Annotated in this window: 24 protein-coding genes; 19 read left to right on the forward strand and 5 right to left on the reverse strand. The window is 73.2% G+C overall.

The window, feature by feature from the left end; all coding sequences use genetic code 11:
- Window positions 1-134 precede the first annotated feature (134 nt).
- The 19 genes from AC3YO9_RS10140 to secG all read left to right on the forward strand — a co-directional run bounded on the left by AC3YO9_RS10140 (window position 135) and on the right by secG (window position 19,160).
- Window positions 135-2,111: a primosomal protein N' gene (locus AC3YO9_RS10140; RefSeq protein WP_489983044.1), complete on the forward strand. Its 1,977-nt coding sequence runs from the start codon at window positions 135-137 to the stop codon at window positions 2,109-2,111.
- 60 nt (window positions 2,112-2,171) lie between these two features.
- Window positions 2,172-2,720 carry a peptide deformylase gene (def, locus tag AC3YO9_RS10145; protein WP_127783131.1) on the forward strand — a complete coding sequence of 183 codons (549 nt, stop codon included), beginning with the start codon at window positions 2,172-2,174 and terminating at the stop codon, window positions 2,718-2,720.
- Window position 2,721: 1 nt separating this feature from the next.
- The gene (fmt, locus tag AC3YO9_RS10150; protein ID WP_489983045.1) at window positions 2,722-3,717 is read left to right on the forward strand and encodes a methionyl-tRNA formyltransferase; all 996 of its coding nucleotides are present in this window, start codon (window positions 2,722-2,724) and stop codon (window positions 3,715-3,717) included.
- Window positions 3,714-5,126, forward strand: coding sequence for an RsmB/NOP family class I SAM-dependent RNA methyltransferase (locus AC3YO9_RS10155; protein WP_127783129.1), 1,413 nt, complete (start codon window positions 3,714-3,716; stop codon window positions 5,124-5,126). Before fmt ends, AC3YO9_RS10155 begins: the two co-directional genes overlap by 4 nt.
- A 172-nt stretch (window positions 5,127-5,298) precedes the next feature.
- Window positions 5,299-5,976: a ribulose-phosphate 3-epimerase gene (rpe, locus tag AC3YO9_RS10160; protein ID WP_489983046.1), complete on the forward strand. Its 678-nt coding sequence runs from the start codon at window positions 5,299-5,301 to the stop codon at window positions 5,974-5,976.
- A gap of 81 nt (window positions 5,977-6,057) precedes the next feature.
- Window positions 6,058-7,077 carry a bifunctional diaminohydroxyphosphoribosylaminopyrimidine deaminase/5-amino-6-(5-phosphoribosylamino)uracil reductase RibD gene (gene ribD / locus AC3YO9_RS10165; RefSeq protein WP_489983458.1) on the forward strand — a complete coding sequence of 340 codons (1,020 nt, stop codon included), beginning with the start codon at window positions 6,058-6,060 and terminating at the stop codon, window positions 7,075-7,077.
- A gap of 1 nt (window position 7,078) precedes the next feature.
- A complete protein-coding gene (locus tag AC3YO9_RS10170) occupies window positions 7,079-7,726 on the forward strand; it encodes a riboflavin synthase (RefSeq protein WP_489983047.1) in 648 nt (215 codons plus the stop codon).
- Entirely contained in the window at window positions 7,723-9,018 is a 1,296-nt protein-coding gene (locus AC3YO9_RS10175) for a bifunctional 3,4-dihydroxy-2-butanone-4-phosphate synthase/GTP cyclohydrolase II (RefSeq protein ID WP_127783126.1), read from the forward strand. Before AC3YO9_RS10170 ends, AC3YO9_RS10175 begins: the two co-directional genes overlap by 4 nt.
- Window positions 9,015-9,518, forward strand: coding sequence for a 6,7-dimethyl-8-ribityllumazine synthase (gene ribH, locus AC3YO9_RS10180; RefSeq protein ID WP_489983048.1), 504 nt, complete (start codon window positions 9,015-9,017; stop codon window positions 9,516-9,518). The genes AC3YO9_RS10175 and ribH overlap by 4 nt, the downstream gene beginning before the upstream one ends.
- A gap of 5 nt (window positions 9,519-9,523) precedes the next feature.
- Window positions 9,524-10,030 carry a PH domain-containing protein gene (locus AC3YO9_RS10185; protein ID WP_489983049.1) on the forward strand — a complete coding sequence of 169 codons (507 nt, stop codon included), beginning with the start codon at window positions 9,524-9,526 and terminating at the stop codon, window positions 10,028-10,030.
- Complete coding sequence (locus AC3YO9_RS10190) at window positions 10,027-10,491, forward strand: Rieske (2Fe-2S) protein (RefSeq protein WP_127783123.1); 465 nt, start codon at window positions 10,027-10,029, stop codon at window positions 10,489-10,491. Before AC3YO9_RS10185 ends, AC3YO9_RS10190 begins: the two co-directional genes overlap by 4 nt.
- A 9-nt stretch (window positions 10,492-10,500) precedes the next feature.
- Window positions 10,501-12,603 carry an excinuclease ABC subunit UvrC gene (uvrC, locus tag AC3YO9_RS10195; protein ID WP_489983050.1) on the forward strand — a complete coding sequence of 701 codons (2,103 nt, stop codon included), beginning with the start codon at window positions 10,501-10,503 and terminating at the stop codon, window positions 12,601-12,603.
- Window positions 12,600-13,526 (forward strand): RNase adapter RapZ, encoded by a 927-nt coding sequence (gene rapZ, locus AC3YO9_RS10200; protein ID WP_127783121.1) that lies wholly within the window; start codon window positions 12,600-12,602, stop codon window positions 13,524-13,526. Before uvrC ends, rapZ begins: the two co-directional genes overlap by 4 nt.
- Window positions 13,523-14,596: a gluconeogenesis factor YvcK family protein gene (locus AC3YO9_RS10205; RefSeq protein ID WP_127783120.1), complete on the forward strand. Its 1,074-nt coding sequence runs from the start codon at window positions 13,523-13,525 to the stop codon at window positions 14,594-14,596. Before rapZ ends, AC3YO9_RS10205 begins: the two co-directional genes overlap by 4 nt.
- Window positions 14,587-15,570, forward strand: coding sequence for a DNA-binding protein WhiA (whiA, locus tag AC3YO9_RS10210; RefSeq protein ID WP_127783119.1), 984 nt, complete (start codon window positions 14,587-14,589; stop codon window positions 15,568-15,570). The genes AC3YO9_RS10205 and whiA overlap by 10 nt, the downstream gene beginning before the upstream one ends.
- A gap of 210 nt (window positions 15,571-15,780) precedes the next feature.
- The gene (gene gap, locus AC3YO9_RS10215; protein WP_127783118.1) at window positions 15,781-16,797 is read left to right on the forward strand and encodes a type I glyceraldehyde-3-phosphate dehydrogenase; all 1,017 of its coding nucleotides are present in this window, start codon (window positions 15,781-15,783) and stop codon (window positions 16,795-16,797) included.
- Between the two features lie 8 nt (window positions 16,798-16,805).
- Window positions 16,806-18,011, forward strand: a complete 1,206-nt coding sequence (locus tag AC3YO9_RS10220; RefSeq protein WP_277601694.1) for a phosphoglycerate kinase — start codon at window positions 16,806-16,808, stop codon at window positions 18,009-18,011.
- Entirely contained in the window at window positions 18,011-18,811 is an 801-nt protein-coding gene (tpiA, locus tag AC3YO9_RS10225; protein WP_489983051.1) for a triose-phosphate isomerase, read from the forward strand. The genes AC3YO9_RS10220 and tpiA overlap by 1 nt, the downstream gene beginning before the upstream one ends.
- 112 nt (window positions 18,812-18,923) lie before the next feature.
- Window positions 18,924-19,160, forward strand: a complete 237-nt coding sequence (gene secG / locus AC3YO9_RS10230; protein ID WP_127783115.1) for a preprotein translocase subunit SecG — start codon at window positions 18,924-18,926, stop codon at window positions 19,158-19,160.
- A 93-nt stretch (window positions 19,161-19,253) separates the two neighbouring features.
- Here the strand turns inward: secG and pgl are convergent, their stop codons facing one another.
- From pgl to tkt, 5 genes are read right to left on the reverse strand one after another with little or no spacing between them, the layout of a single operon-like run.
- Window positions 19,254-20,033 (reverse strand): 6-phosphogluconolactonase, encoded by a 780-nt coding sequence (gene pgl / locus AC3YO9_RS10235; protein ID WP_489983052.1) that lies wholly within the window; start codon window positions 20,031-20,033, stop codon window positions 19,254-19,256.
- Window positions 20,030-21,004: a glucose-6-phosphate dehydrogenase assembly protein OpcA gene (gene opcA / locus AC3YO9_RS10240; protein WP_489983053.1), complete on the reverse strand. Its 975-nt coding sequence runs from the start codon at window positions 21,002-21,004 to the stop codon at window positions 20,030-20,032. Before opcA ends, pgl begins: the two co-directional genes overlap by 4 nt.
- Window positions 21,001-22,560 (reverse strand): glucose-6-phosphate dehydrogenase, encoded by a 1,560-nt coding sequence (gene zwf, locus AC3YO9_RS10245; RefSeq protein ID WP_241248874.1) that lies wholly within the window; start codon window positions 22,558-22,560, stop codon window positions 21,001-21,003. The genes opcA and zwf overlap by 4 nt, the downstream gene beginning before the upstream one ends.
- Before the next feature lie 58 nt (window positions 22,561-22,618).
- Window positions 22,619-23,785 (reverse strand): transaldolase, encoded by a 1,167-nt coding sequence (gene tal / locus AC3YO9_RS10250; RefSeq protein ID WP_241248873.1) that lies wholly within the window; start codon window positions 23,783-23,785, stop codon window positions 22,619-22,621.
- Window positions 23,782-25,875 carry a transketolase gene (tkt, locus tag AC3YO9_RS10255; RefSeq protein WP_489983054.1) on the reverse strand — a complete coding sequence of 698 codons (2,094 nt, stop codon included), beginning with the start codon at window positions 25,873-25,875 and terminating at the stop codon, window positions 23,782-23,784. The genes tal and tkt overlap by 4 nt, the downstream gene beginning before the upstream one ends.
- Between the last annotated feature and the right edge of the window lie 308 nt (window positions 25,876-26,183).

The raw sequence follows: 26,183 nt of genomic DNA on the forward strand, positions 1-26,183 counted from the left end.
GCTCTTGGGTGGTCTGCAAGTACCACCCAGAGCCGCCACCGGCGTCTGCAACCGCTACCGAGCAGGCCGCCCCGGCCCTGACGTGAGCTGCCCCGCCGGGTGCACTGTCGGACATGGTGGGTAGACCTGTACGGGTGAAGAGCGAGCACACGGCCGCCCCCGAGCTGCCCGTCGCCCGCGTGGCGCTGATGGTGCCGCTGGCTCACCTCGACCGTGACTTCGACTACCTCGTCGACGCAGCCCAGTCCGACGACGCCCAGCCCGGGGTGCGCGTGCGCGTCCGCTTCGCCGGCCGCCTGGTGGACGGCTTCGTCCTGGAGCGCGCCGCTTCGTCGGCGCACACCGGCAAGCTGGGCTGGCTGGAGAAGGTGGTCTCCCCGGAGCAGGTGCTCACCCCCGAGATCGCCGCGCTGGCACGCACCGTGGCCGGCCGCTACGCCGGCACCCGCTCCGACGTGCTGCGCCTGGCCGTCCCGGCCCGCCACGCCCGGGTGGAGACCGACGCCGCCCCGCCCGTGCAGGGCTGCCCTCCGGCACCGCCGGAGGCGCCCGCCTGGGCCGCCTACACCCACGGCGAGCGCTACCTGGTGGCGCTGGGCCAGGAGCGCTCCCCGCGTGCGGTGTGGCAGGCGCTGCCCGGCGAGGACTGGCCCGCCCGCATCGCCGAGGCGGTGGCCTGGACGGTGAGCGCCGGCCGCACGGCGCTGGTGATCGTGCCCGACCAGGGCGACGTGGACCGGGTGCACGCCGCGTGCGTGGGCGCCCTGGACGCCGACACCGTGGTGGAGCTGACCGCCGCGCTAGGGCCGTCGGCGCGCTACCGGCGCTGGCTCGCCGCCCTGCGGGGCACCGCACGGGTGGTGGTGGGCACCCGCGCGGCGGTGTTCGCCCCGCTGCGCAACCTCGGTCTGGTGGTGGTGTGGGACGACGGCGACGACACCCACGCCGAGCTGCGCGCGCCGTACCCGCACGCCCGCGAGGTGGCGCTGCTGCGGGCCCACGCCGACCACGCCGGGGTGCTGCTGGGTGGCTTCTCCCGCACCGCCGAGGGGCAGCTGCTGGTGGAGACCGGCTGGGCGCACGACCTGCTCGCCCCCCGCGAGGTGCTCCGCGAGCGCAGCCCCCGCATCACCGCCGTGGCCGACACCGACGTCCAGCTCGAGCGCGACCCCGGCGCCCGCGCCTCCCGGCTGCCCGCGGTGGCCTTCGCCGCCGCCCGCGCCGCCCTGGCCGCCGACGCCCCGGTGCTGGTGCAGGTGCCCCGCCGCGGCTACGTGCCTTCGCTGGGCTGTGCCCGCTGCCGCGAGCCCGCCCGGTGCCGGCGCTGCGCAGGACCGCTGTCGCTGCCGGCCGCCGCCGGCCCGGACGGCGCGGCCACCCCGGTGTGCCGCTGGTGCGGGGTGGCTGACGCCGCGTTCCGCTGCGCGGCCTGCGGGTCGCGGGCGCTGCGGGCGCGGGTGGTGGGCGCCGGGCGCACCGCCGAGGAGCTCGGTCGGGCGTTCCCCGGGGTGCCGGTGCGCACCTCCGGCGGGTCGTCGGTGCTCACCGAGGTGCCCCGTGGCCCCGCGGTCGTGGTGGCCACGCCGGGCGCGGAGCCGGTGGTGCCGGGTGGCTACGGCGCCGCCCTGCTGCTGGACGGCTGGGCGCTGCTGGGCCGGGCCGACCTGCGCGCCGCGGAGGAGACCCTGCGCCGCTGGATGGCCGCCGCCGCCCTGGTGCGCCCGATCGGCCAGGGCGGGCAGGTGGTGGTGGGCGCGGAGTCGGAGCTGCCCACCGTGCAGGCCCTGGTCCGCTGGGACCCGGTCGGCCACGCCGCCACCGAGCTGCACTCCCGCGCGGAGGTGGGCTTCCCGCCGGCGGTGCACCTGGCCGCGGTGGAGGGGCCCCCGAAGGCGGTGGCCGCCCTGGTGGAGGCGGTGGAGCAGCCCGAGGGAACCCAGCTGCTCGGCCCGGTGGACATCGACGACGGCGGGGAGCGGATGCTGCTGCGGGTGCCCCGCGAGCAGGGCAAGGCGCTGTCCGCGGCGCTGTCGGCGGCGCAGGCCGCACGCAGCGCCCGCAAGGACGCCGAGTCGGTGCGGGTGCAGGTGGACCCGCACCGCATCGGCTGAGCCGGGCCGCCACCGCCCCCTAGAATTGACCTACCAACCCCGTCGCTGAGGAGCTCCTGCGTGTCCGTCGTGCCTGTCCGACTCTTCGGTGACCCGGTGCTGCGCACCCGCGCGGACGAGGTGGTGGACTTCGACGCCGAGCTGCGCGCCCTGGTGCAGGACCTCACCGACACCATGACCGAGCACGGCGGCGCGGGCATCGCCGCTCCGCAGCTGGGCGTGGGGCTGCGCGTGTTCACCTACGACTGTGACGGCTTCGCCGGCCACCTGGTCAACCCCACCTTCGACGTGGTGGGGGAGGAGGAGCAGGACGGCCCCGAAGGTTGCCTGTCCATCCCCGGCCTGCGCTACGACTGCCGCCGCGCCCTGCAGGTGGTGGCCCGCGGGTGGAACATGCACGGCGACCCGGTGGAGATCGAGGGCAGCGGCCTGCTCGCCCGGGCCATCCAGCACGAGGTGGACCACCTCGACGGCGTGCTCTTCCTGGACCGGCTGGACGCCGAGGCCCGCAAGGCCGCCATGCGGGAGATCCGCAGCGCCCCGTGGTTCGGCGAGCAGCAGCCCACCGTCAAGCTCAACCCGCTCGGCCTGCACGGCGGGGTGCGCTGACGTGCGGCTGGTCTTCGCCGGCACCCCCGAGCCCGCCGTGCCCACCCTGCAGCGCCTGCTCGGCTCCGCCCGCCACGAGGTGGTCGCGGTGATCACCCGGCCCGACGCCGCCGCCGGCCGCGGCCGCAAGGTGGTGCGCTCGCCGATCGGCCAGCTCGCCGACGCCCACGGTGTCCCGGTGCTCACCCCGACGTCGCCCTCGGACCCAGACTTCCTGGACCAGCTGCGGGCGTTGGAGCCGGACTGCTGCCCGGTGGTCGCCTACGGCGCCCTGCTGCGCCCGGCGGCCCTGGCCATCCCGCGGCACGGCTGGGTGAACCTGCACTTCTCGCTGCTGCCCGCCTGGCGCGGGGCCGCGCCCGTGCAGTCGGCGATCCGTGCGGGTGACGCGGTCACCGGCGCCAGCACCTTCCGCATCGAGGAGGGCCTGGACACCGGCCCGGTGTTCGGCATCGTCACCGAGACCATCCGCCCCAACGACACCGCGGGAGCGCTGCTGGCGCGGCTGGCCGACTCCGGCGCGGCCCTGATGAGCTCCACCATGGACGGGATCGAGGACGGCATCCTGACGGCGGTGGAGCAGCCCACCGACGGGGTGTCCCTGGCGCCCAAGGTGACTGCGGCCGACGCGCGGGTGGACTGGACGCTGCCCGCGCTGGCGGTGGACCGCGTGGTGCGCTCGGTGACCCCGGCGCCCGGCGCGTGGACCACCATGGGCGAGGTCCGGCTGAAGCTCGGTCCGGTGCTCCCGGTGGACGAGCCGGCCCTGCCGCCCGGGCAGCTGCAGGTGGGCAAGGACGGTGTGCTCGTGGGAACCGCCACGCAGCCGGTCCGGCTCAGCCAGGTGCAGCCGCCGGGCAAGAAGATGATGAACGCCGGCGACTGGGCCCGCGGCGCCCGCCTGGACGACACCGCCCGCCTCGACAGCCCGCACCACGAGACCACCCAGCCCGAGACCACCCAGCACACCCCCACGGACAGGACCACCGCACGATGACTGAGTCACGCCGCCCGGCCAAGCGCACCGGCGGCAGCCGCCGGCCCAGGCCCGCCGCGGGACCGGTGGACGTCGATCCCGTGCGCGGCGCCGTGCGCGAGGTGCTCACCGCGGTGCGCGAGCGCGACGCCTACGCCAACCTGGTGCTGCCGAAGATGCTGCGCGACCGCAAGATCAGCGGCCGCGACGCCGCGCTGGCCACCGAGCTGGCCTACGGCACCTGCCGCGCGCAGGGGCTGCTGGACGCGGTCCTCGGCGAGTGCGTGGACCGCCCGTTGGAGGAGGTGGACGGCGTGCTGCTGGACATCCTCCGGCTGGGCGCCTACCAGCTGCTGCGCACCCGGGTGCCCATGCACGCCGCGGTGTCCACCGCCGTGGACCTGGCCCGCGCCGAGAAGGGCACTGCCCGGGCCGGCTTCGTCAACGCGGTGCTGCGCAAGGTGAGCAAGCAGGACGAGGCGGGCTGGGTGGCGCAGCTGGCGCCGGACGCCGCCGAGGACCCGGTGGGCCGGCTGGCGTTCACCCACGCCCACCCGCGCTGGATCGCCCAGGCCTTCGCCGACTCCCTGGGCGCCGAGGCCGCCGAGCTGCCCGAGGCGCTGGCCGCCGACGACACCCGTCCCACGGTGCACCTGGTGGCGCGGCCGGGGGAGATGAGCGCCGAGGAGCTGGCCGCGGTCACCGGCGGCGAGCCGGGCCGCTACTCGCCCTACGCGGTGTACCTCGACGCCGGTGGCGACCCCGGCGACCTCGAGGCGGTTCGCGAGGGCCTGGCCGGGGTGCAGGACGAGGGCAGCCAGCTGGTGGCCCGTGCGCTCACCCTGGCCCCGCTGGACGGCCCGGACGGCGGGCGCTGGCTGGACCTGTGCGCCGGCCCCGGCGGCAAGGCCGCGCTGCTGGCGTCCATCGCGGCCATCGACGGCGCCCGGGTGGACGCGGTGGAGCCCACCCCGCACCGCGCCGAGCTGGTGCGCAAGACCACCCGCGACCTGCCGGTGGACGTGCACGTGGTGGACGGCCGCGACCCCGGCCTGACGCCCGGCTACGACCGCGTCCTGGTGGACGCCCCCTGCACCGGCCTGGGTGCCCTGCGCCGCCGTCCCGAGGCGCGCTGGCGCCGCCAGTCCAGCGACGTGCCCGAGCTGGCCGCGCTGCAGCGCCAGCTGCTGGCCTCAGCGCTGCGCCTGGTCCGCCCGGGCGGCGTGGTGCTCTACGCCACCTGCTCGCCGCACCTGTCCGAGACCACCTCGGTGGTGGCCGACGCGGTGCGCCGCAGCGGTGCCACCCAGCTGGACGTCCGCGAGCTGCTGCCCGGCGTGGACCGCCTCGGCGACGGCCCGCACGCGCAGCTGTGGCCGCACCGCCAGGGCACCGACGCCATGTTCCTGGCCGCACTCACCCGCAGCTGAGCGGGCGGGCCGCCGCGGCCCGAGACACAGGGGCACGGGACACAGGGGCACAGGGGCACAGGGGCACAGGGGCACAGGGGCACAGGCGGCACGGGACAGAGGCGCAGGGGCGCACGGGGACAGGCGCACGGGGACACGGGTGACCCGGGCGCGGCGCCTAGACTGCTGCACCGTGGCTGCGCCGATGATCGCCCCGTCCATCCTGTCCGCCGACTTCGCCCGTCTCGCCGAGGAGGCCGCGGCCGTGCACGGGGCCGACTGGCTGCACGTGGACGTGATGGACGCGCACTTCGTGCCCAACCTCACCCTGGGTCTGCCGGTGGTGGAGAGCCTGCTCAAGGCCACCGACATCCCGCTGGACTGTCACCTGATGATCGACGACCCCGGTCGCTGGGCACCCGGGTACGCCGAGGCCGGTGCGCACAACGTCACCATCCACGCCGAGGCCACCGACGACCCGGTGGCGGTGGCCCGGGACATTCGCGCCGCCGGTGCCAAGGCCGGGCTCAGCGTCAAGCCCGGCACGCCCATCGAGGACTACCTCGAGGTGCTGCGCGAGTTCGACACCCTGCTGGTGATGAGCGTGGAGCCCGGCTTCGGCGGCCAGTCGTTCATGCCCGAGGTGCTCGGCAAGGCCCGCACGGTGCGCAACCTGGTGGACACCGGGCACCTCACCCTGCTGGTGGAGATCGACGGCGGCATCAACGCCGACACCGTGCACGCTGCCGCCGAGGCCGGCGTGGACTGCTTCGTGGCCGGCTCCGCGGTCTACGGCGCCGAGGACCCCGCCGCGGCCGTGGCGGCGCTGCGCACGAGCGCGGCCGGGTCCTCCGCCCACCTGCTGGGCTGAGCGCCGCCGGTGAGCAAGCACGAGGACCAGCGCGAGGAGCAGGACCCGCGCGGCACCCACCCGGTGTCGGTGGACGCCGCCATGGAGCTGGCCGCCGCGCAGGGGGAGCGCGTCCGCGGCACCACCGCCCCCAACCCGCCGGTGGGCTGCGTCATCCTCAACGCCGGCGGCATCGTGGTGGGCGCGGGTGGCACCGCCCCGGCCGGCGGTCCGCACGCGGAGGTGCAGGCGCTGCGCCAGGCCGGCGCGGCGGCCAGGGGCGGCACCGCCGTGGTCACCCTGGAGCCGTGCAACCACCACGGCCGCACCCCGCCGTGCACCGCCGCGCTGGTCGAGGCCGGCATCGCCGCCGTGCACTACGCCGTCGCCGACCCCAACCCCGCGGCCGCCGGGGGAGCTGCGCACCTGGCCGAGCACGGCGTCACCGCGGTGCACGCGCCGCACCAGGTGGTCACCCGCGGTGCTCTGCGGGCCTGGCTGCACCGGCAGCGCACCGGACGTCCGCACGTCACCTACAAGCTGGCCGCCACCCTGGACGGGCGCACCGCCGCCGCCGACGGCACCAGCCGCTGGGTGACCGGCGAGCAGGCCCGCGCCCAGGTGCACGCCGAGCGGGCCCACCTGGACGCCATCGTGGTGGGCACCGGCACCGTGCTGGCCGACGACCCGTGGCTCACCGCTCGGCTCCCGGACGGCAGCCTGGCTGCGCACCAGCCGCTGCGGGTGGTGGTCGGCACCCGGGAGCTGCCCCGCGACGCCAAGGTGCTCGACGACAGCGCGGAGACCCTGCTGGTGCGCACCCACGACCCCCGCGAGGTGCTGGCCGCGCTGGACGGGCTGGACGACGTGCTGCTCGAGGGCGGCGCCACCCTGGCCGGGGCGTTCGTCGCCGCGGGGCTGGTCGACCGTGTCGTTGCTTACATCGCGCCCACCCTGCTGGGGTCGGGGGTGGCGGCCCTGGGGGATGCTGGAGTACGCACCATGACCGATGCGTTGCAGATGGTGACCGAAGACGTCCAGCTGCTGGGCAACGACGTGCGAGTGAGTGCGGTCCCACGAGTGAGTGCGGGGCCGATGGGTGGCCGAGGAGAGGCGGACTGACGTGTTCACCGGAATTGTCGAGGAGCTCGGCCACGTGGTGGCCAAGGAGGACCTCGCGGACGCCGCGCGGTTCACCGTGCAGGGACCGGTGGTCACCTCCGACGCCAAGCACGGCGACTCCATCGCGGTCAACGGCGTGTGCCTGACCGTGGTGGACGTGCTCGGCGAGGGCGCCTTCACCGCGGACGTGATGCACGAGACCCTGCGGCGCAGCAGCCTGGGCGGGCTGACCGCCGACAGCGTGGTCAACCTGGAGCGGGCCGCCTCGCTGAGCAGCCGCCTGGGCGGGCACCTGGTGCAGGGCCACGTGGACGGCACCGGCGAGGTGCTGCAGCGCACCCCCTCCGAGCACTGGGAGCTGGTGCGGATCTCCCTGCCGCAGAGCATCGCCCGCTACGTGGTGGAGAAGGGCTCGATCACCGTCGACGGAGTCTCGCTCACCGTGGCCGCGCTGGACGACAGCTCGTTCACCGTCTCGCTCATCCCCACCACGCTGGAGCTGACCACGCTGGGCCGGGCTCAGCCCGGCACCGTGGTCAACCTGGAGGTTGACGTCATCGCCAAGTACGTCGAGCGACTGCACCTGGCCGGCGGTGCCGGTGGCCAGGCGTGGGATCATGCGGTGACACAGACGGAGGCAGGCACGTGAGCAGGTTCGACAGCATCGAGCGCGCCGTCGCGGACATCGCGGCGGGCAAGGCGGTCGTCGTCGTGGACGACGAGGACCGCGAGAACGAGGGCGACCTGATCTTCGCCGCGGAGAAGTCCACCCCCGAGCTGGTGGCCTTCATGGTCGAGCACACCTCGGGCTACGTGTGCGTGCCGCTGCTCGGTGAGGACTGCGACCGCCTCGGGCTGCCGCCGATGTACTCCACCAACCAGGACAAGCACGGCACCGCCTACACGGTCACCGTGGACGCCCGCGAGGGCATCGGCACGGGCATCTCCGCCACCGACCGCTCCACCACCATCCGCACGCTGGCCGACCCGGCGGCGGGAGCCCACTCGCTCACCCGGCCCGGGCACGTGGTGCCGCTGCGGGCCAAGGAGGGCGGCGTGCTGCGCCGTCCCGGGCACACCGAGGCCGCGGTCGACCTGGCCCGGCTAGCGGGGCTGCAGCCCGCGGGCGTCATCTGCGAGGTGGTCAGCAAGCGGGAGCCCGGCGAGATGGCGCGCACCGACGAGCTGCGCGAGTTCGCCGACGCCCACGACCTGGCCCTGATCTCCATCGCCGACCTGATCACCTGGCGCCGCCGCAACGAGCAGCAGGTGGAGCGGGTGGCCGAGGCCCGCATCCCCACCGTCTACGGCGACTTCGTGGCGGTGGGCTTTCGCAGCCTCTACGACGGCGTGGAGCACGTGGCCCTGGTCCGGGGCTCCATCGGCGACGGCGAGGACCTGCTGGTGCGGGTGCACTCGGAGTGCCTCACCGGCGACGTGTTCGGCTCGCTGCGCTGCGACTGCGGCACCCAGTTGGACGCCGCCCTCGCCGCGGTGGCCGCGGAGAACCGCGGTGTGGTGCTCTACATGCGTGGCCACGAGGGCCGCGGCATCGGTCTGATGCACAAGCTGCAGGCCTACGAGCTGCAGGACGCCGGGTCCGACACAGTGGACGCGAACCTGCTGCTGGGTCTGCCCGCCGACGCCCGGGACTACGGCATCGGCGCCCAGATCCTGGTGAACCTGGGCGTGCAGTCCATGCGGCTGCTCACCAACAACCCCGCCAAGCGCGTGGGGCTGGACGGCTACGGGCTGCGCATCACCGAGCGGGTGGCCATGCCGGTGCGGGCCAACCCGGAGAACCTGCGCTACCTGCGCACCAAGCGCGACCGGATGGGCCACGACCTGGAGGGCCTGGACGACGTGCCCGACGGCGAGCTCGGCGACACCGTGCCCGCCGGTCTCGACCTGCCGCACGTCCCGGCGAGCGGGCGCTCGTGAGCGGCGAGGGAAACCCGGAGCTGGTCCCGGCCGACGCGGCTGGGCTCACCCTGGCCGTGGTGGCCACCCGCTGGCACGCCGAGATCACCGACCAGCTGGTCGGCTGCGCGCTGCGGGTGGCCGAGCAGGCCGGCGTTCGCAGCCCCACCACCGTCCGCGTGGCCGGTGCGGTGGAGCTGCCCGTCGTCGCCCAGCAGCTGGCCCGCACCCACGACGCGGTGGTGGCGCTCGGGCTGGTGGTGCGGGGCGGCACCCCGCACTTCGAGTACGTCTGCGACGCGGTGACCTCCGGGCTCACCCGGGTGGCCCTGGACGAGGGCACGCCGGTCGGCAACGGCGTCCTCACCACCGAGACCATGGACCAGGCGACCGACCGGGCCGGCTTCCCCGACTCCGCCGAGGACAAGGGCGGACAGGCCACCGCGGCGGCCCTGGACGCCGCGCTCACCCTGCGCCAGCTGCGCACGCAAGCAGAAGCACGCACCCAGACAGAAGCATGAGTGCCATGACCGACACCCCCTCCGCCGACCGCAGCGCCGCCCCTGCCCCCGACGAGCTCGTCGTGCTGGTGGCCCGCCCCCGACGCACCAGCCGGGTGGCCGTGGTGGCCGCCGCGGCCATCGCCATCTTCTGGGTGACCATCGCCCTGCTGCTGCACGGCGACCGGACCGGCGTGTACTTCCGTCCCGCCGACCAGGTGGCCATGGCGGTGTTCGGCCTGCTGATGGCCGGCGCCGTGCTGCTGCTGGCCCGACCCCGGCTGCGCGCGGGCGCCGCGGGCATCGCCGTGCGCAACGTGCTCGGCGAGAAGCTGTACCCGTGGGAGGTGGTGGAGGACGTCAGCTTCCCGCCGGGCTCGTCCTTCGCCCGCATCGAGCTGCCCGACGACGAGTACGCCACCATCCTGGCGCTGCAGTCCACCGACGGGGACCGTGCGGTGACGGCGATGGACCGGCTGCGCGAGATGTACCGCACCTACGGCGACACCACCCGGAGCCAGCGAGACCGATGAGCGTGCACCACCAGGACACCGACCACCAGAACACCCGCTCGACCCCGCGCACCACCCGCCGCACCGTGCTGTGCGGCCTGGGCCTGGGCCTGCTCGCCCCCGGCGCGCTGGCTGCCTGCTCCGCCGGCAAGGTGGGCGGCGGCACCCCGCCGGTCAGCGCGGAGCCAGGGACGGCGCTGGCCGCCCTGGCCGAGGTCCCCGTGGGCGGCGGCGCGGTGGTCAACGGCCCGGACGGCAAGGTGCTGCTCACCCAGCCCACCGCCGGCACCGTCAAGGCCTACCAGGCCGCGTGCCCGCACGCCGGCAGCATCGTCAGCCCGCCATCGGACGGGGTGGTGGTGTGCCCGGCGCACGGCAGCCGCTTCAGCGCCGCCGACGGCGCGGTGCGGCAGGGCCCGGCCCGCACGCCGCTGGTGCCGGTCGCGGTGACCGTCAGCGGACCTGACGTGGTGCTGGCCTAGCCTTGAGCCGTGCCTGACCCGTCCACCTACCGTCCAGCTCCGGGCACCATCCCGGACCAGCCGGGGGTCTACAAGTTCCGCGACCCACACGGCCGCGTCATCTACGTCGGCAAGGCCAAGAGCCTGCGCAGCCGGCTCAGCTCCTACTTCGCCGACCTGTCCGGCCTGCACCCGCGCACCCGGCAGATGGTCACCACCGCCGCCAGCGTGGAGTGGACCGTGGTCGGCACCGAGGTCGAGGCGCTGCAGCTGGAGTACAACTGGATCAAGGAGTTCGACCCGCGGTTCAACGTCCGCTACCGCGACGACAAGACCTACCCGGTGCTCGCGGTGACGCTGAACGAGAAGTACCCGCGGCTGTTCGTCTACCGCGGCCCCAAGAAGAAGGGGGTGCGCTACTTCGGTCCGTACGCCCACGCCTGGGCCATCCGCGAGACCCTGGACCTGCTGCTGCGGGTGTTCCCGGCTCGCACCTGCTCCACCGGGGTGTTCAACCGCCACAAGCAGATCGACCGGCCCTGTCTGCTGGGCTACATCGACAAGTGCTCCGCCCCGTGCACCGGCGCGGTCAGCGCCGAGGAGCACCGGGAGATCGTGGAGGACTTCTGCGACTTCCTCGCCGGGCGCACGGACAAGCTGGTGCGCCAGCTGGAGAAGCAGATGCAGGCGGCGTCGGACGAGCTCGACTTCGAGCGCGCGGCCCGGCTGCGCGACGACGTGGGGGCGCTGCGGCGGGCCATGGAGAAGCAGGCGGTGGTGCTGGGCGACGGCACGGACGCCGACGTGGTGGCCTTCGCCGGGGACGACCTCGAGGCTGCGGTGCAGGTGTTCCACGTGCGCGGCGGCCGGGTGCGCGGCCAGCGCGGCTGGGTGGTGGAGCTCACCGGCGACCTGGCGGGCGACGACGACTCCGCCGACCACAACCCGGCGGGCGACGGGCTGAGCGCCGCCGCCACCGCGTACCTGGTGGAGCAGTTCCTCACCCAGTTCTACGGCGAGCAGGCCGCGCTGGCCGACGGCACCGCGAGCCCGGCCGAGCAGGTGCCCCGCGAGGTGCTGCTGCCCCAGCTGCCCGAGGACTCCGAGGCGCTGGAGCAGTGGCTCAGCGGGCTGCGCGGCTCCAAGGTGCGCCTGCGGGTGCCGCAGCGCGGGGACAAGCGCGACCTGGCCGCCACGGTGGCGCGCAACGCCCAGGAGGCGTTCGCCCAGCACAAGCTGCGCCGCGCCGGTGACCTCACCTCCCGCTCGGCGGCGCTGCAGGGGCTGCAGCGCTCCCTCGGGCTGGACTCCGCGCCGCTGCGCATCGAGTGCGTGGACGTCAGCCACGTGCAGGGCACCGACGTGGTGGCGTCGCTGGTGGTGTTCGAGGATGGCCTGCCCCGCAAGTCCGACTACCGGCACTACGCCATCAAGGAGGCCGCCGGCGGCGGGCACTCCGACGACGTGGCCAGCATCGCCGAGGTCACCCGGCGCCGGTTCCTGCGCCACCACACCAGCACCACCCCACCGGAGTCGGGGGCCTCGCCCGAGCCGGCGCTGCCCACCGACGCCGCCGTCCCGGCCAGCACCGAGCCCGCCGCTGCCCCGGTGGAGGCGGCGCCGCTGGACTCCAGCACCGGCCGTCCGCGGCGCTTCGCCTACCCGCCCAACCTCTACGTGGTGGACGGCGGTGCGCCCCAGGTGGCGGCCGCGGCCGCGGTGCTCGACGAGCTCGGGGTGCGCGACGTGGCGGTGGTCGGGCTGGCCAAGCGCCTGGAGGAGGTGTGGGTGCCGGGGGAGGAGGACCCGGTGATCCTGCCGCGCAGCAGCGAGGAGCTGTACCTGCTGCAGCGCATCCGCGACGAGGCGCACCGCTTCGCCATCACCTTCCACCGCAGCAAGCGCAGCAAGCGGATGACGGCCTCGGCACTGGACTCGGTGCCGGGTCTGGGGGAAAGTCGTCGCAACGCCCTGGTCTCGCACTTCGGATCCGTTGCGCGCCTGCGCAAGGCCAGCCTCGAGCAGATCGTCGAGGTCCCCGGTGTGGGGGCGACCACGGCGCGTGCGGTTCTCACCGCGCTGCGCGGAGAGGATGATGCACCAGTGACTGCAGAGCAGGGGGACCGCGCGTGAGCACCGAGCCGGAGGTCGCGACCGAGACGGCCAGCCCAGACCCGGGGGGTGCAGAACCCACCGGTGTCGAGGTGGCCATCGTCACCGGCCTGTCCGGGGCGGGGCGCAGCACCGCGGCCAAGGTGCTGGAGGACCTGGGCTGGTTCGTGGTGGACAACCTGCCACCCGAGCTCATCTCCACCGTCGTCGACCTCGGGGCCCAGTCCCGGGCGGGGCTCACCAAGATCGCCGTGGTGATGGACGTGCGCAGCCGTGGGTTCACCACCGACCTGGCCGACGTGATCCGCCAGCTCGACGCCAAGACGCTGCGCCCACGGGTGCTGTTCCTGGAGGCCTCCGACGCGCTGCTCATCCGGCGCTTCGAGCAGGTCCGCCGCAGCCACCCGCTGCAGGGCGACGGCCGCCTGGCCGACGGCATCGCCAAGGAGCGCGAGCTGCTCGCGCCGCTGCGCGCCGAGGCCGACCTGGTCATCGACACCACCTCGCTGTCGGTGCACGACCTGCGCCAGAAGATCGACGACGCCTTCGGCACCGAGGCGACCACGCAGACCAAGGTGATGGTGCTGTCCTTCGGCTACAAGTACGGGCTGCCGATGGACGCCGACCTGGTGGTCGACGTGCGGTTCCTGCCCAACCCGCACTGGCTGCCGGAGCTGCGCAACAACACCGGGCAGGACCCGTCGGTGCGCGACTACGTGCTCGGCCAGGAGGGTGCGGCGGAGTTCCTGGACCGCTACCACGATCTGCTGCGGCTGATGAGCGCCGGCTACCGGCGCGAGGGCAAGCGCTACCTCACCCTCGCCGTGGGCTGCACCGGCGGCAAGCACCGCAGCGTGGCCATCAGCGAGCAGCTGGCCCAGCGGCTCAGCGAGATCGACAACCTGACCGTGCAGGTCGTGCACCGAGACCTGGGACGGGAGTGAGCACCCCCGCGCCGACGGTGGTGGCGCTGGGCGGAGGACACGGTCTGCACGCCACCCTCCGCGCCGCGCGCCACCTGGGCGAGAACGTCACCGCGGTGGTCACCGTGGCCGACGACGGCGGCTCCTCGGGGCGGCTGCGCCGCGAGCTCGGTGCCCTGCCGCCCGGCGACCTGCGGATGGCGCTGGCCGCCCTGGCGGCGGACAGCGAGCACGGCCGGCTGTGGTCGACCGCGGTGCAGCACCGCTTTGGCGGGCACGGCGCGCTCGCCGGGCACCCGGTGGGCAACCTGCTCATCACCGGCCTGGCCGAGGTGCTGGGCGACCCGGTGGCCGCGCTGGACACGGTGGGCTCGCTGCTCGGCCTGCAGGGCCGGGTGCTGCCGATGAGCCGGGTCCCGCTGGAGATCGAGGCCGACGTGGCCGGGCTGCAGGACGACCCCCGCGTCTCCACCGCCATCCGCGGCCAGGTCGCGGTGGCCACCACCGCCGGGCAGGTCCGCCGGGTGCGACTGCTGCCGCCCAAGCCGACGGCGTGCTCGGAGGCGGTGGCCGCGGTGCTCGCCGCCGATCTGGTGGTGCTCGGCCCCGGTTCCTGGTTCTCCAGCGTGATCCCGCACGTGCTGGTGCCCGAGCTGCTGGCCGCGATGCTGAACACCAGGGCGCTGCGGGTGGCGGTGCTGAACCTCGCCCCCCAGCCCGGGGAGACGGCGGGGTTCAGCACCGAGCGACACCTGCACGTACTCTCGCAGCACGCTCCCGGGCTTCGCCTCGACGCGGTGGTCGTCGACCGCCGCTCGGTGCACCCGGGCAAGGAGACCGAGCAGGTCAGCCGGGTTGCCCAGCGGCTGGGTGCACGGCTGGTGGTCGCGGACGTGGCCAAGGAGGACACCGAGACGCACGACCCGGCGCTGCTCGGCCAGGTGCTGGCCGACATCCTCGCCCAGGGCGGCTCCGCCGAGGCGGAGGCGGCGGGAACCGTCGCCGCAGACCGGGTCACCCCAGGGCCGAGCAGCCCACACCCGGTCACCCCAGACCCCATCGATGGAGAGGATGCGCCAGCGTGGCGATGACCGCAGCGGTAAAGGACGAGCTGAGCAGGTTGGAGACGACCAAGACCTGCTGTCGCCGAGCCGAGGTGGCTTCGCTCCTGCGCTTCTCGGGCGGTCTGCACATCGTGGCCGGGCGGGTCGTGGTGGAGGCCGAGGTGGACGCGGGCTCGGTGGCCCGGCGGCTGCGCAAGGCCATCCACGAGGTGTACGGCTACCCCTCCGACGTACACGTGCTCAGCCCGGGCGGGCTGCGCAAGGGCACCCGGTACATGGTGCGGGTGGTCAAGGACGGTGAGGCACTGGCCCGCCAGACCGGGCTGCTCGACCCCCGCGGCCGTCCGGTGCGCGGCCTGCCCGCGCCCGTGGTGGCCGGCGGGCTCTGCGACGCCGAGGCCGCGTGGCGGGGCGCGTTCCTCGCCCACGGCTCGCTCACCGAGCCCGGCCGCTCCTCCGCCATGGAGGTGGGCTGCCCGGGACCTGAGGCGGCCATGGCGCTGGTGGGGGCCGCCCGCCGGCTGGGCATCACCGCCAAGGCACGTGAGGTCCGCGGTGCCGACCGGGTGGTGGTGCGCGACGGGGAGGCCATCGGTGCGCTGCTCACCAAGATGGGTGCCCAGGACGTGCGGCTGACCTGGGAGGAGCGCCGGATGCGGCGCGAGGTCCGGGCCACCGCCAACCGGCTGGCCAACTTCGACGACGCGAACCTGCGCCGCTCCGCCCGCGCGGCGGTGGCGGCGGCGGCCCGGGTGGACCGCGCGCTGCAGATCCTGGGTGACGACGTGCCCGAGCACCTCGCGGCGGCGGGCACGCTGCGGGTGCAGCACCGGCAGGCCTCGCTGGAGGAGCTGGGGCAGCTGGCCGACCCGCCGATGACCAAGGACGCGGTGGCCGGACGTATTCGCCGGCTGCTGTCCATGGCCGACCGCCGAGCCAGGGAGACCGGTGTTCCTGACACCGAGTCCGTGGTCACCGCAGACATGCTGGACGAGGGTTAGAACCCACGCGCACAGGCCGGTAAGGTAGGCCGCAAGCAGGTCCGCACGGGTGATCGACGCCGTCAGACGGCCATTCTCCACCGCTCGTGGGAATGGACTTGCGACCAGCAACGATTCACCGCCGCTGCTCTTGGTGGCACCGAGTTTCTCGCGGTACTGAGCTTTGGCAACACCGAGTTTCCAGCGACATCCGATGATGAGGAGTGCACTGTGACGGTCCGGGTAGGCGTGAACGGCTTCGGTCGTATTGGTCGGAACTTCTTCCGGGCGGTGGAGGCGCAGCGCGCGGCCGGCTCCACCGACATCGAGATCGTGGCGGTGAACGACCTGACTCCGCCGGAGAGCCTCGCGCACCTGCTCAAGTACGACTCCATCCTGGGCCGCCTGCCGCAGGAGGTCTCCGTCGACGGTGACTACATCGTCGTGGGCGAGCAGCGCATCAAGGCCCTCGCCATCAAGGAGGGCCCCTCGGCCCTGCCCTGGGGCGAGCTGAACGTCGACGTGGTCATCGAGTCCACCGGCATCTTCACCGACGCCGACAAGGCCCGCGGCCACCTCGACGCCGGTGCCAAGAAGGTCATCGTCTCCGCGCCCGCCAAGGGTGAGGACCTGACCGTGGTCATGGGCGTCAACGACGGCGACTACGACGGCAGCCAGGACATCATCTCCAACGCCTCCTGCACCACCAACTGCCTCGGCCCGATGGCCAAGGTCCTGGACGAGGCGTTCGGCATCGAGCGTGGCCTGATGACCACCATCCACGCCTACACCGCCGACCAGAACCTGCAGGACGGCCCGCACAAGGACCCGCGCCGCGCCCGCGCCGCCGCCCTCAACGTGGTGCCCACCTCCACCGGTGCCGCCAAGGCGATCAGCCTGGTGCTGCCCCAGCTGAAGGGCAAGCTCGACGGCTACGCGCTGCGCGTGCCCGTGCCGACCGGCTCCGCCACCGACCTCACCGTCACCGTCTCCAAGCCGGTCACGGTGGAGCAGGTCAACGAGGCGTTCCGCGCGGCCGCCGACGGCGAGCTCAAGGGCATCCTGGTCTACACCGAGGCGCCCATCGTGTCCTCCGACATCGTCACCGACCCGGCGTCGTGCATCTTCGACTCTGGCCTCACCAAGGTGATCGACAACCAGGTCAAGATCGTCGGCTGGTACGACAACGAGTGGGGCTACTCCAACCGCCTGGTTGACCTCACCGGTCTCGTCGGCTCCAAGCTCTGAGCCGGGCTGTGCAGACTCTGCAGGACCTCCTGGACGCGGGCGTCGCAGGACGCACCGTCCTGGTGCGCTCGGACCTCAACGTCCCGCTCGAGGACGGCACCATCACCGATGCCGGCCGCATCGAGGCCTCGGCCCCGACGCTGACCACGCTGGCTGAGGCCGGCGCCCGGGTGATCGTCACCGCGCACCTGGGTCGCCCCAAGGGCGAGCCCGACCCCGCGCTGTCGCTGGGCCCGGTCGCGGCTCGGCTCGGCGACGCGCTCGGCCGCCCGGTGGCCCTGGCCGACGACGTGGTGGGCCCCTCGGCCCGGCGCCTCGCGGCCGACCTGGCCGACGGCGACGTGCTGCTGCTGGAGAACATCCGGTTCGACCCGCGCGAGACGTCGAAGTCCGACGAGGAGCGCGGCGAGCTGGCGGACGCGCTGGTGTCGCTCACCGGCACCAACGGCGCGTTCGTCTCCGACGGGTTCGGTGTGGTGCACCGCAAGCAGGCGTCGGTATACGACGTGGCCCAGCGCCTGCCGCACCACGCCGGGCTGTTGGTCGAGGCGGAGGTGAAGGTGCTCGCCACCCTCACCGGCGACTCGCCCAAGCCGTACGCGGTGGTGCTGGGTGGGTCCAAGGTGAGCGACAAGCTGTCGGTCATCGAGGCCCTCGCACCGAAGGTCGACGCGCTGTTCATCGGCGGCGGGATGTGCTTCACCTTCCTGGCCGCCCAGGGACACATGGTCGGCGACTCGCTGCTGCAGCCGGAGATGATCGAGACCTGCCGCGACCTGCTCGAGCGGTTCGGCGAGAAGATTCACCTGCCTGTCGACCTGGTCGTCGCGGAGGCCTTCTCCGGCACCGTGCCGGTGCAGACCGTGCCCGCCACCGAGATCCCGGTGGGCCACATGGGTCTGGACATCGGCCCGGCCACGGTGGAGCGCTTCACCGGTGGTCTGCTGCAGGCGAGGACGATCTTCTGGAACGGCCCGATGGGCGTGTTCGAGATGTCCAACTTCGCCGGTGGTACCCGAGGCGTGGCCGAGGCCATCATCTCCGCCACCCGCGACGGTGCGTTCAGCGTGGTGGGTGGCGGTGACTCCGCCGCGGCGGTGCGCCTGCTGGACCTGCCCGAGGACGGCTTCTCGCACATCTCCACCGGTGGTGGGGCGTCGCTGGAGTACCTCGAGGGCAAAGAGCTCCCCGGCCTCGCAGTGCTGGAGGCGTGATGACGACGGCAAAGAGCTCCCGCACCCCGCTGATCGCGGGCAACTGGAAGATGAACCTCAACCACCTCGAGGCCATCGCCCTGGTGCAGAAGATCGCGTTCGCCCTGCCGGACAAGTACTTCGACAAGGTGGACGTGGCGGTCGTGCCGCCCTTCACCGACATCCGCAGCGTGCAGACCCTGATCGACGGGGACAAGCTGCGGCTGACCTACGGGGCCCAGGACGTCTCGGCGCACGACTCGGGTGCCTACACCGGTGAGATCAGCGGCTCCATGCTGGCCAAGCTGGGCTGCACCTACGTGGTGGTCGGACACTCCGAGCGCCGCAGCATGCACGCGGAGACCGACGCCGTGGTCTCGGCCAAGGTCGCTGCGGCCTTCCGGCACGGCCTCACGCCCATCGTGTGCGTGGGGGAGGGCCTGGAGGTCCGCGAGGCTGGTGACCAGGTGAGCTACTCGGTCAACCAGCTGCGTGGTTCGCTCGCGGGCTGCACCCCGGAGCAGGTGGCGTCCGTGGTGGTCGCCTACGAGCCGGTGTGGGCCATCGGCACCGGGCGGGTGGCCACTCCGGCCGACGCCCAGGAGGTGTGCGGTGCGCTGCGCAAGGAGCTCGTGGAGCTCGGCGGCGCCGCCGCCGGGGCTGCGGTCCGCGTGCTCTACGGCGGCTCGGTGACCTCCAAGAACGTCGGCGAGATCGTCGCCGAGAACGACGTCGACGGTGCCCTCGTCGGCGGCGCGAGCCTCAAGGGCGAGGAGTTCGCCACCCTGTGCGCGATCGCCGCCGGGGGACCGTTGCCCTGAGCCGGACACGTCCTGGTCGCCGCCACCCGAGAGGGGGCGGCGACCAGGGCGTTAGGCTGGGCGCGCGCACGACCGAGACCGACCACCGAGCGACCAAAGAGCTAGGACTTACATGAAGCTGTTCCTGCAGATTGTGCTCATCATCGCCAGCATGGCGCTGATCCTGCTCATCCTGCTGCACCGCGGCAAGGGCGGCGGACTGTCCACCCTCTTCGGTGGTGGCGTGCAGTCGAACCTGTCCGGCTCGAACGTGGTGGAGAAGAACCTCGACCGGATCACCATCTTCATCGGCCTGATCTGGGTGGTCTGCATCGTCGGCATCGGCCTGGCGATCAAGCTCGACGTCTGAGCGCCGCCCACTGATCGACCAGCACAGCTGATCTCACGACGCCGCCCGGCCGTCCCGCGAGGGACCGCCGGGCGGCGTCGTGTCGGTCCGCGGCTAGCTCAGCGGCGGCAGCAGCTCCCGGGGCAGGCGCGCCGCGGCGGAGCGGTCCAGCGCCCACAGGGTGCGTCGCTGGCCGGTGGCCCCCGCGGCGGGCAGAGCCACCTCGCCCGCGCCCTCCAGCGCCAGCTGCACCGCGGCTGCCTTGGCCTCCCCGGCCACGCACAGCCACACCTGGGCGGCCTGCCGGATGGCGGGCAGGGTCAGGGAGATGCGGGTGGGCGGCGGCTTGGGGCAGCCGCGCACCCCCACCACGCTGCGCTCGGTCTCGTGCACCGCGGGTGACTCGGGGAAGATCGACGCCACGTGGCCCTCGCCGCCCATGCCCAGCATCAGCACGTCGAAGCGAGGTACCGCGCCGTGGTCCTCCGGCTGGGCCTGCCCGGCGAGCACCGCTGCGTACCGCCGGGCGGCCGCCTCCGGGTCGTCGCCGTCGGGTCCGTCGGAGGCCGGCATGGCGAACACCCGCTCGGGATCGACCCCGACGTGGTCCAGCAGGGCGAGCCGCGCCTGCGTCTCGTTGCGCTCCGGGTCGCCGGTGGGCAGGAAGCGCTCGTCGCCGAAGTACACGTCCACCCTGGACCAGTCCACCGCGTAGCAGGCGGGGGAGCTGCGCAGCTGCTCCAGCAGGGCAATGCCCACCCCGCCGCCGGTGAGCACCACCGAGGCGCTGCCCTTGGCCGTCTGCGCGTCCACCAGCGTGGTCACCAGCCGAGCCGCCAGGGCCGCAGCCAGCACGTCCGCGTTGCTGTGCACCACCACCTGCGGCGTGCTCACACCATCTCCTCGTGGCTGGCCGAGCCGTCGTCCGCCGCGAACCGGGAGGTTGCCGACCGGGATCGCTTCACCATGGTCAGCCCCTGCAGCGCGCGGGCGTAGATCTCGTCGGAGTCCAGCCGCCGCATCTCCTCGGACAGGCACTCCTTGATCTGGCGGCGCCCCAGCGCCACCGCCCGGTCGGGCTGACCGGGCTGGGTGAGCACCCCCGCGGTGCCGGCCGGGCGCACCAGCGCCACCGGGCCGGACACCCGGTCCAGCACCACCGAGCCCAGACCCTCGCCCTTGCGCACCCGCTTGACCGGCACGTCCAGGAACGCCGCGAGCCACCCGGCCAGCAAGTCCGAGGAGGGGGAGTCGGGTCCACCGGTGACCGTCGCCGAGCGCACCGGGTCGTAGGGCGGCTGGTCCAGCGCGCTGGCCAGCAGGGCCCGCCAGGTGGTCAGCCGGCTCCACGACAGGTCGGTGTCGCCGGGGGCGTAGCTCGCCGCGCGCTGCAGCAGGGCGCGACCGGGGTTCTTGGACGAGGACGCGTCGGTGATCCGCCGGGTGGCGAGCTGGCCCACCGGGTCGGCGGCGGGGTTGGCCGGCGGCTCGCCGGGCCACCAGGCCATCACCGGGGTGTCCGGCAGGAGGAAGGGCACCGCGGCGCTGGCGGCGTGGTCAGCGAGCGGGCCGTAGAGCCGCAGCACCACCACCTCCGAGGCGCCGGCGTCACCGCCCACCCGGATCTGTGCGTCCAGGCGGGTGGCGGCCTTGCGAGCACCGCGAGCCAGCACGATCACCCGGCAGGGGTGCTCCCGGCTGGCGTCGTTGGCCGCGTCGATGATGGCCTCGGTCTGCACGTTGTCGTCGGTGGAGATCACCAGGGTGAGCACCCGCCCGAGGGTGACCGCGCCGCCGCTCTTGCGGAGGTCGACGATCTGCCGGTTCACCTTGCCGGTGGTGGTGGCCGGGAGGTCGATGATCATGGTCGTCTCCAGCTGCGGCCGCTGCGGGCCATCATCTCGTGCGCCGACTCCGGTCCCCAGGTGCCCGAGACGTAGGGCTCGGGGCGCCCCTCCGCGGCCCAGTGCCGGATGACCGGGTCGAGGATCTTCCAGGACAGCTCCACCTCGGCGTTCACCGGGAACAGCGACGGCTCGCCCAGCAGCACGTCCAGGATGAGCCGCTCGTAGGCCTCGGGGGAGGACTCGGTGAAGGCCTGGCCGTAGCTGAAGTCCATGCTCACGTCGCGCACCTCCATCCCGCTGCCGGGGACCTTGGAGCCGAAGCGCATGGTGATGCCCTCGTCGGGCTGCACCCGGATGACCAGTGCGTTCTGGCCCAGCTCCTCGGTCATGGTGCTGTCGAAGGGCAGGTGTGGCGCCCGCTTGAACACCACCGCGATCTCGGTGACCCGCCGGCCCAGCCGCTTGCCGGTGCGCAGGTAGAACGGCACCCCCGCCCAGCGGCGGGTGTCCACGTCCACGGTGATCGCCGCGAACGTCTCGGTGGTGGAGTCCTTGGCGAAGCCCTCCTCCTCCAGCAGCCCCACCACCTGCTGGCCGCCCTGCCAGCCGCCGGTGTACTGCCCGCGGGCGGTGGTGTCGTCCAGCGGCTGCACCAGCCGGGTGGCGGAGAGCACCTTGATCTTCTCGGCCTGCAGCTCGTGCGGGTCGAAGCTGATCGGCTCCTCCATGGCGATGAACGCCAGCAGCTGCAGCAGGTGGTTCTGGATGACGTCGCGGGCGGCGCCGATGCCGTCGTAGTAGCCGGCCCGGCCACCGAGCCCGATGTCCTCGGCCATGGTGATCTGCACGTGGTCGACGTAGTGGGCGTTCCAGATCGGGTCGAACAGCTGGTTGGCGAAGCGCAGCGCCAGGATGTTTTGCACCGTCTCCTTGCCGAGGTAGTGGTCGATGCGGAACACCGAGTCCTCGGGGAACACCTCGTTGACCACCGCGTTGAGCTCGCGGGCGCTCTGCAGGTCGTGGCCGAAGGGCTTCTCGATCACCACCCGCCGCCACTCCCCGTCGGTCTGCTTGGCCAGGCCCGAGCGGGACAGCTGCTCGCAGACGGTGGGGAACGCCGCCGGCGGCACCGACAGGTAGAACGCGTGGTTGCCGCCGGTGCCCCGCACCCGGTCGAGCTCGGCGAGGGTGGCGGCCAGGCTGTCGAACGCCGCGTCGTCGTCGAAGCTGCCCTGCACGAAGCGGAACCCCTCGGCGAGGGCGTTCCAGACGTCCTCGCGGAACGGCGTGCGGGCGTACTCGCGCACCGCGTCGTGCACCACCTTGCCGAAGTCCTCGTCGGCCCACTCCCGCCGGGCGAACCCGACGAGCGCGAAGCCGGGCGGCAGCAGGCCTCGGTTGGCCAGGTCGTACACGGCCGGCATCAGCTTCTTGCGGGCCAGGTCACCGGTGACGCCGAAGATCACCAGGCCACAAGGCCCGGCGATCCTCGGCAGCCGCTTGTCCCTGCTGTCACGCAGCGGGTTGACCCAGCCCTCGGCCAGCGGGTTGGTCCACCCGGCGGAAGGGGCCACTAGGTACTCCTCGGTGTCGCTCGACGTTCGTTGCTCGGGGCGGGTGGACCAGCCGTGCTCAGGCCTTCGCGGCGCTGTCCAGCTGGCCCTGCACGGTCTCGGACAGCTCGGACCAGGAGCCCATGAACTTCTCCACGCCCTCGTTCTCCAGCGCGAGGAAGACCTCGGTGATGTCGATGCCCACGCGCTCCAGGCTGTCGAACACCTCCTGGGCGGCCACCGAGGTGTCGCTGACGGTGTCGCCGGTGACCACGCCGTGGTCGGCGAAGGCCTCCAGGGTCTTCTCCGGCATGGTGTTCACCGTGTTCGGCGCCACGAGCTCGCTGACGTACATGGTGTCGGAGTAGTCGGGGTTCTTCACTCCGGTGGAGGCCCACAGCGGGCGCTGCGGGTGTGCGCCCTCCTTGGCCAGCTCGGCCCAGCGGGAGCCGACCTGGAAGACCTCCTCGAAGGCGCCGTAGGCCAGGCGGGCGTTGGCCAGGGCAGCCTTGCCGCGCAGCTCCATCGCCTCCGGCGTGCCGATGGCCTCCAGGCGCTTGTCCACCTCGCTGTCCACGCGGGAGACGAAGAACGACGCCACGCTCTCGATGGTGGCGAGGTCGTGCCCGGCCGTCCTGGCCTGCTCCAGCCCGTCGAGGAAGGCGTCGATCACCGCACGGTGCCGCTCGACGGAGAAGATCAGGGTCACGTTGACGCTGATTCCCTGGGCCAGGGTCTGGGTGATGGCCGACAGCCCCTCCTCGGTGGCGGGGATCTTGATCATCGCGTTCGGCCGGTCGACGATCTTCCACAGCTCGACCGCCTGCTCGACGGTCTTGTCGGTCTCGTGCGCCAGGCGGGGGTCGACCTCGATGGAGACCCGGCCGTCGCGGCCGCTGCTGGCCTCCCACGCCGGGCGCAGGACGTCGCAGGCCTCCCGGACGTCGTCGGTGGTCAGCACCCGCACGGTGGTGTCGAGGTCAGCGCCCTGGGCGGCCAGCTCACGCAGCTGGGCGTCGTAGGCGTCGCCCTTGGACAGCGCCCCGGCGAAGATCGTCGGGTTGGTGGTGACGCCCACGATGCTGCGGGTCTGCACCAGCTGCGCCAGGTTCCCGGTGCGCAGCCGCTCCCGGGAGAGGTCGTCCAGCCACACGCTCACCCCGGCCGCCGACAGCGCGGCCAGGTTCGGGTTCTGCTCGGTCGCAGGGCTGGTGCCTGCGGTGTTCACGTCTGTCATGGTTGTCATGCCTCCACTCGGGCGAGGGACCGCTGCGCGGCAGCCGTCACCGCCTCATCGGTGATGCCGAACTCTCGGTAGAGCGTCTCGTAGTCGGCGGACGCACCGAAGTGGTCGAGGCCGACGATCTCGCCGGCGTCCCCGACGTAGCGGTACCAGGTCAGCGGCGAGGCCGCCTCCACCGCCACGCGGGCCTTGACCGCGGCGGGGAGCACGGACTCCCGGTAGTCGGCGTCCTGCTCCTCGAACCACTCCACGCAGGGCATGGAGACCACGCGCGCACCGATGCCCTGTGCCTCCAGCGTCTCCCGGGTGGCCACCGCGATCTGCAGCTCGGAGCCGGTGCCGATGAGGATCACCTGCAGCGGGCCCGCCTCGGCGTCCTGCAGCACGTAGCCGCCGCGGGCGACGCCCTCGGTGCTGGTGCCCGCCAGGATCGGGATGTTCTGCCTGGTGAGCGCCAGACCGGCGGGGCCCTCGGGGCGCTCCAGCACGGCCTTCCAGGCGGCGGCGGTCTCGTTGGCGTCGCCAGGGCGCACCACGCTGAAACCGGGAATGGCCCGCAGCGTGGCCAGGTGCTCGATCGGCTGGTGGGTGGGGCCGTCCTCGCCGAGGCCGATGGAGTCGTGCGTCCAGACGTGGATGACGGCCGACTTCATCAGCGCGGCCAGCCGCAGCGCGGGACGCTCGTAGTCGCTGAACACCAGGAAGGTGCCGCCGTAGGGGCGAGTGGGCCCGTGCAGCGCGATGCCGTTGAGCGCCGCCGCCATGGCGTGCTCGCGGACCCCGAAGTGCAGGGTGCGCCCGTAGGGCTGGGCGGTCCAGGTGTCGGTGGAGATCGACGTGGGGCCGAAGGAGTCCGAGCCCTTGATGGTGGTGTTGTTGCTGCCGGCCAGGTCGGCCGAGCCGCCCCACAGCTCGGGCAGCACCGGGCCGAGGGCGTTGAGCACGGCCTCCGACGCCTTGCGGGTGGCGACGGCCTTGTCGTCGGTGGACCAGGTGGGGAGGTTGTCGGCGTAGCCGTCGGGCAGCGTGCGGCCCAGGAGCCGGTCCAGCAGCTGCTTGCGCTCGGGCTCGCGCTCGGCCCAGGCCTGGAAGGTGGGCTCCCAGTCCTCGTGCGCCGCGGTGCCGCGGTCCTTGGCCTGCCGGGTGTGCTTGATGACCTCGTCGCTCACCTCGAAGGACTTCTCCGGGTCGAAGCCCAGCTCCTTCTTGACGGCGGCGACCTCCTCGTCGCCGAGAGCGGCACCGTGCGCGGCACCGGTGTTCATCTTCTTCGGGGCGGGGTAGCCGATGATGGTGCGCAGCACGATGATCGAGGGACGGCTCGTCTCGTCCCGGGCTGCCAGCAGCGCCCGCTCGATGGCCACGACGTCCTCGCCGCCCTCCACCACCTGCACGTGCCAGCCGTAGGCCTCGTAGCGCTTGGCGGTGTCCTCGCTCAGCGCGATGTCGGTGTTGTCCTCGATGGAGATCTTGTTGTCGTCGTAGATCACCACGAGGTTGCCGAGCTGCTGGGTGCCGGCGAGCGAGGACGCCTCGGAGGTGATGCCCTCCTCGATGTCACCGTCGGAGGCGATCACGTAGACGTGGTGGTCGAACGGGCTCTCGCCCAGCTCCGGCTCCGGGTCGAACAGGCCGCGCTCGCGGCGGGCCGCCATCGCCATGCCCACGGCCGAGGCCAGCCCCTGGCCCAGCGGGCCGGTGGTGATCTCGATGCCCGGGGTGTGCCGGTGCTCGGGGTGGCCGGGGGTGGCCGAGCCCCAGGTGCGCAGCTCCTTGAGGTCCTGCAGCTCCAGCCCGTAGCCGGCCAGGTACAGCTGGATGTACAGCGTCAGGCTGGAGTGCCCGGCGGAGAGCACGAAGCGGTCGCGACCGATCCAGTCCGCGTCCGTGGGGTCGTGGCGCATCACCCGCTGGAAGAGGGTGTAGGCCAGCGGCGCCAGGCTCATCGCGGTGCCGGGGTGGCCGTTGCCCTTGTGCTGCACGGCGTCGGCGGCCAGCACCCGCGCGGTGTCCACGGCGCGGGTGTCCAGCTCCGACCAGCCGTCGGGGTAGTTGGGTCGAGTGAGGGCACTGATCTCGGCGGTCACCGGCACGTCGTGGGGCTCCTGACACTGTTGCTGGGTGGGACCAGCGGTGAGACCCGACGTCAACGCCGTGCGGCGCACAGGGTGGCGTCGGGGTCCTGCCTCCGGTTGCCCGTTGTCTGCGGCCAAGCCTAGTGCGGCTGCACCACAATGACGATGTCGGCGATGATCTTGGGCGCCACCGGCTGCCGATGCCCCCGTCACCCCGGGGCTGACGTTCTCGCCACACTCCTCGGTGCGGGGCGGGTGGTGGCCCGCAGGCCGTCTACCATTGCTCGCGGTAGAGGGTCACAGTTCTGTACTGACGGCCGAATCTT

Source organism: Rhodococcus sp. Z6_132, assembly GCF_058133635.1.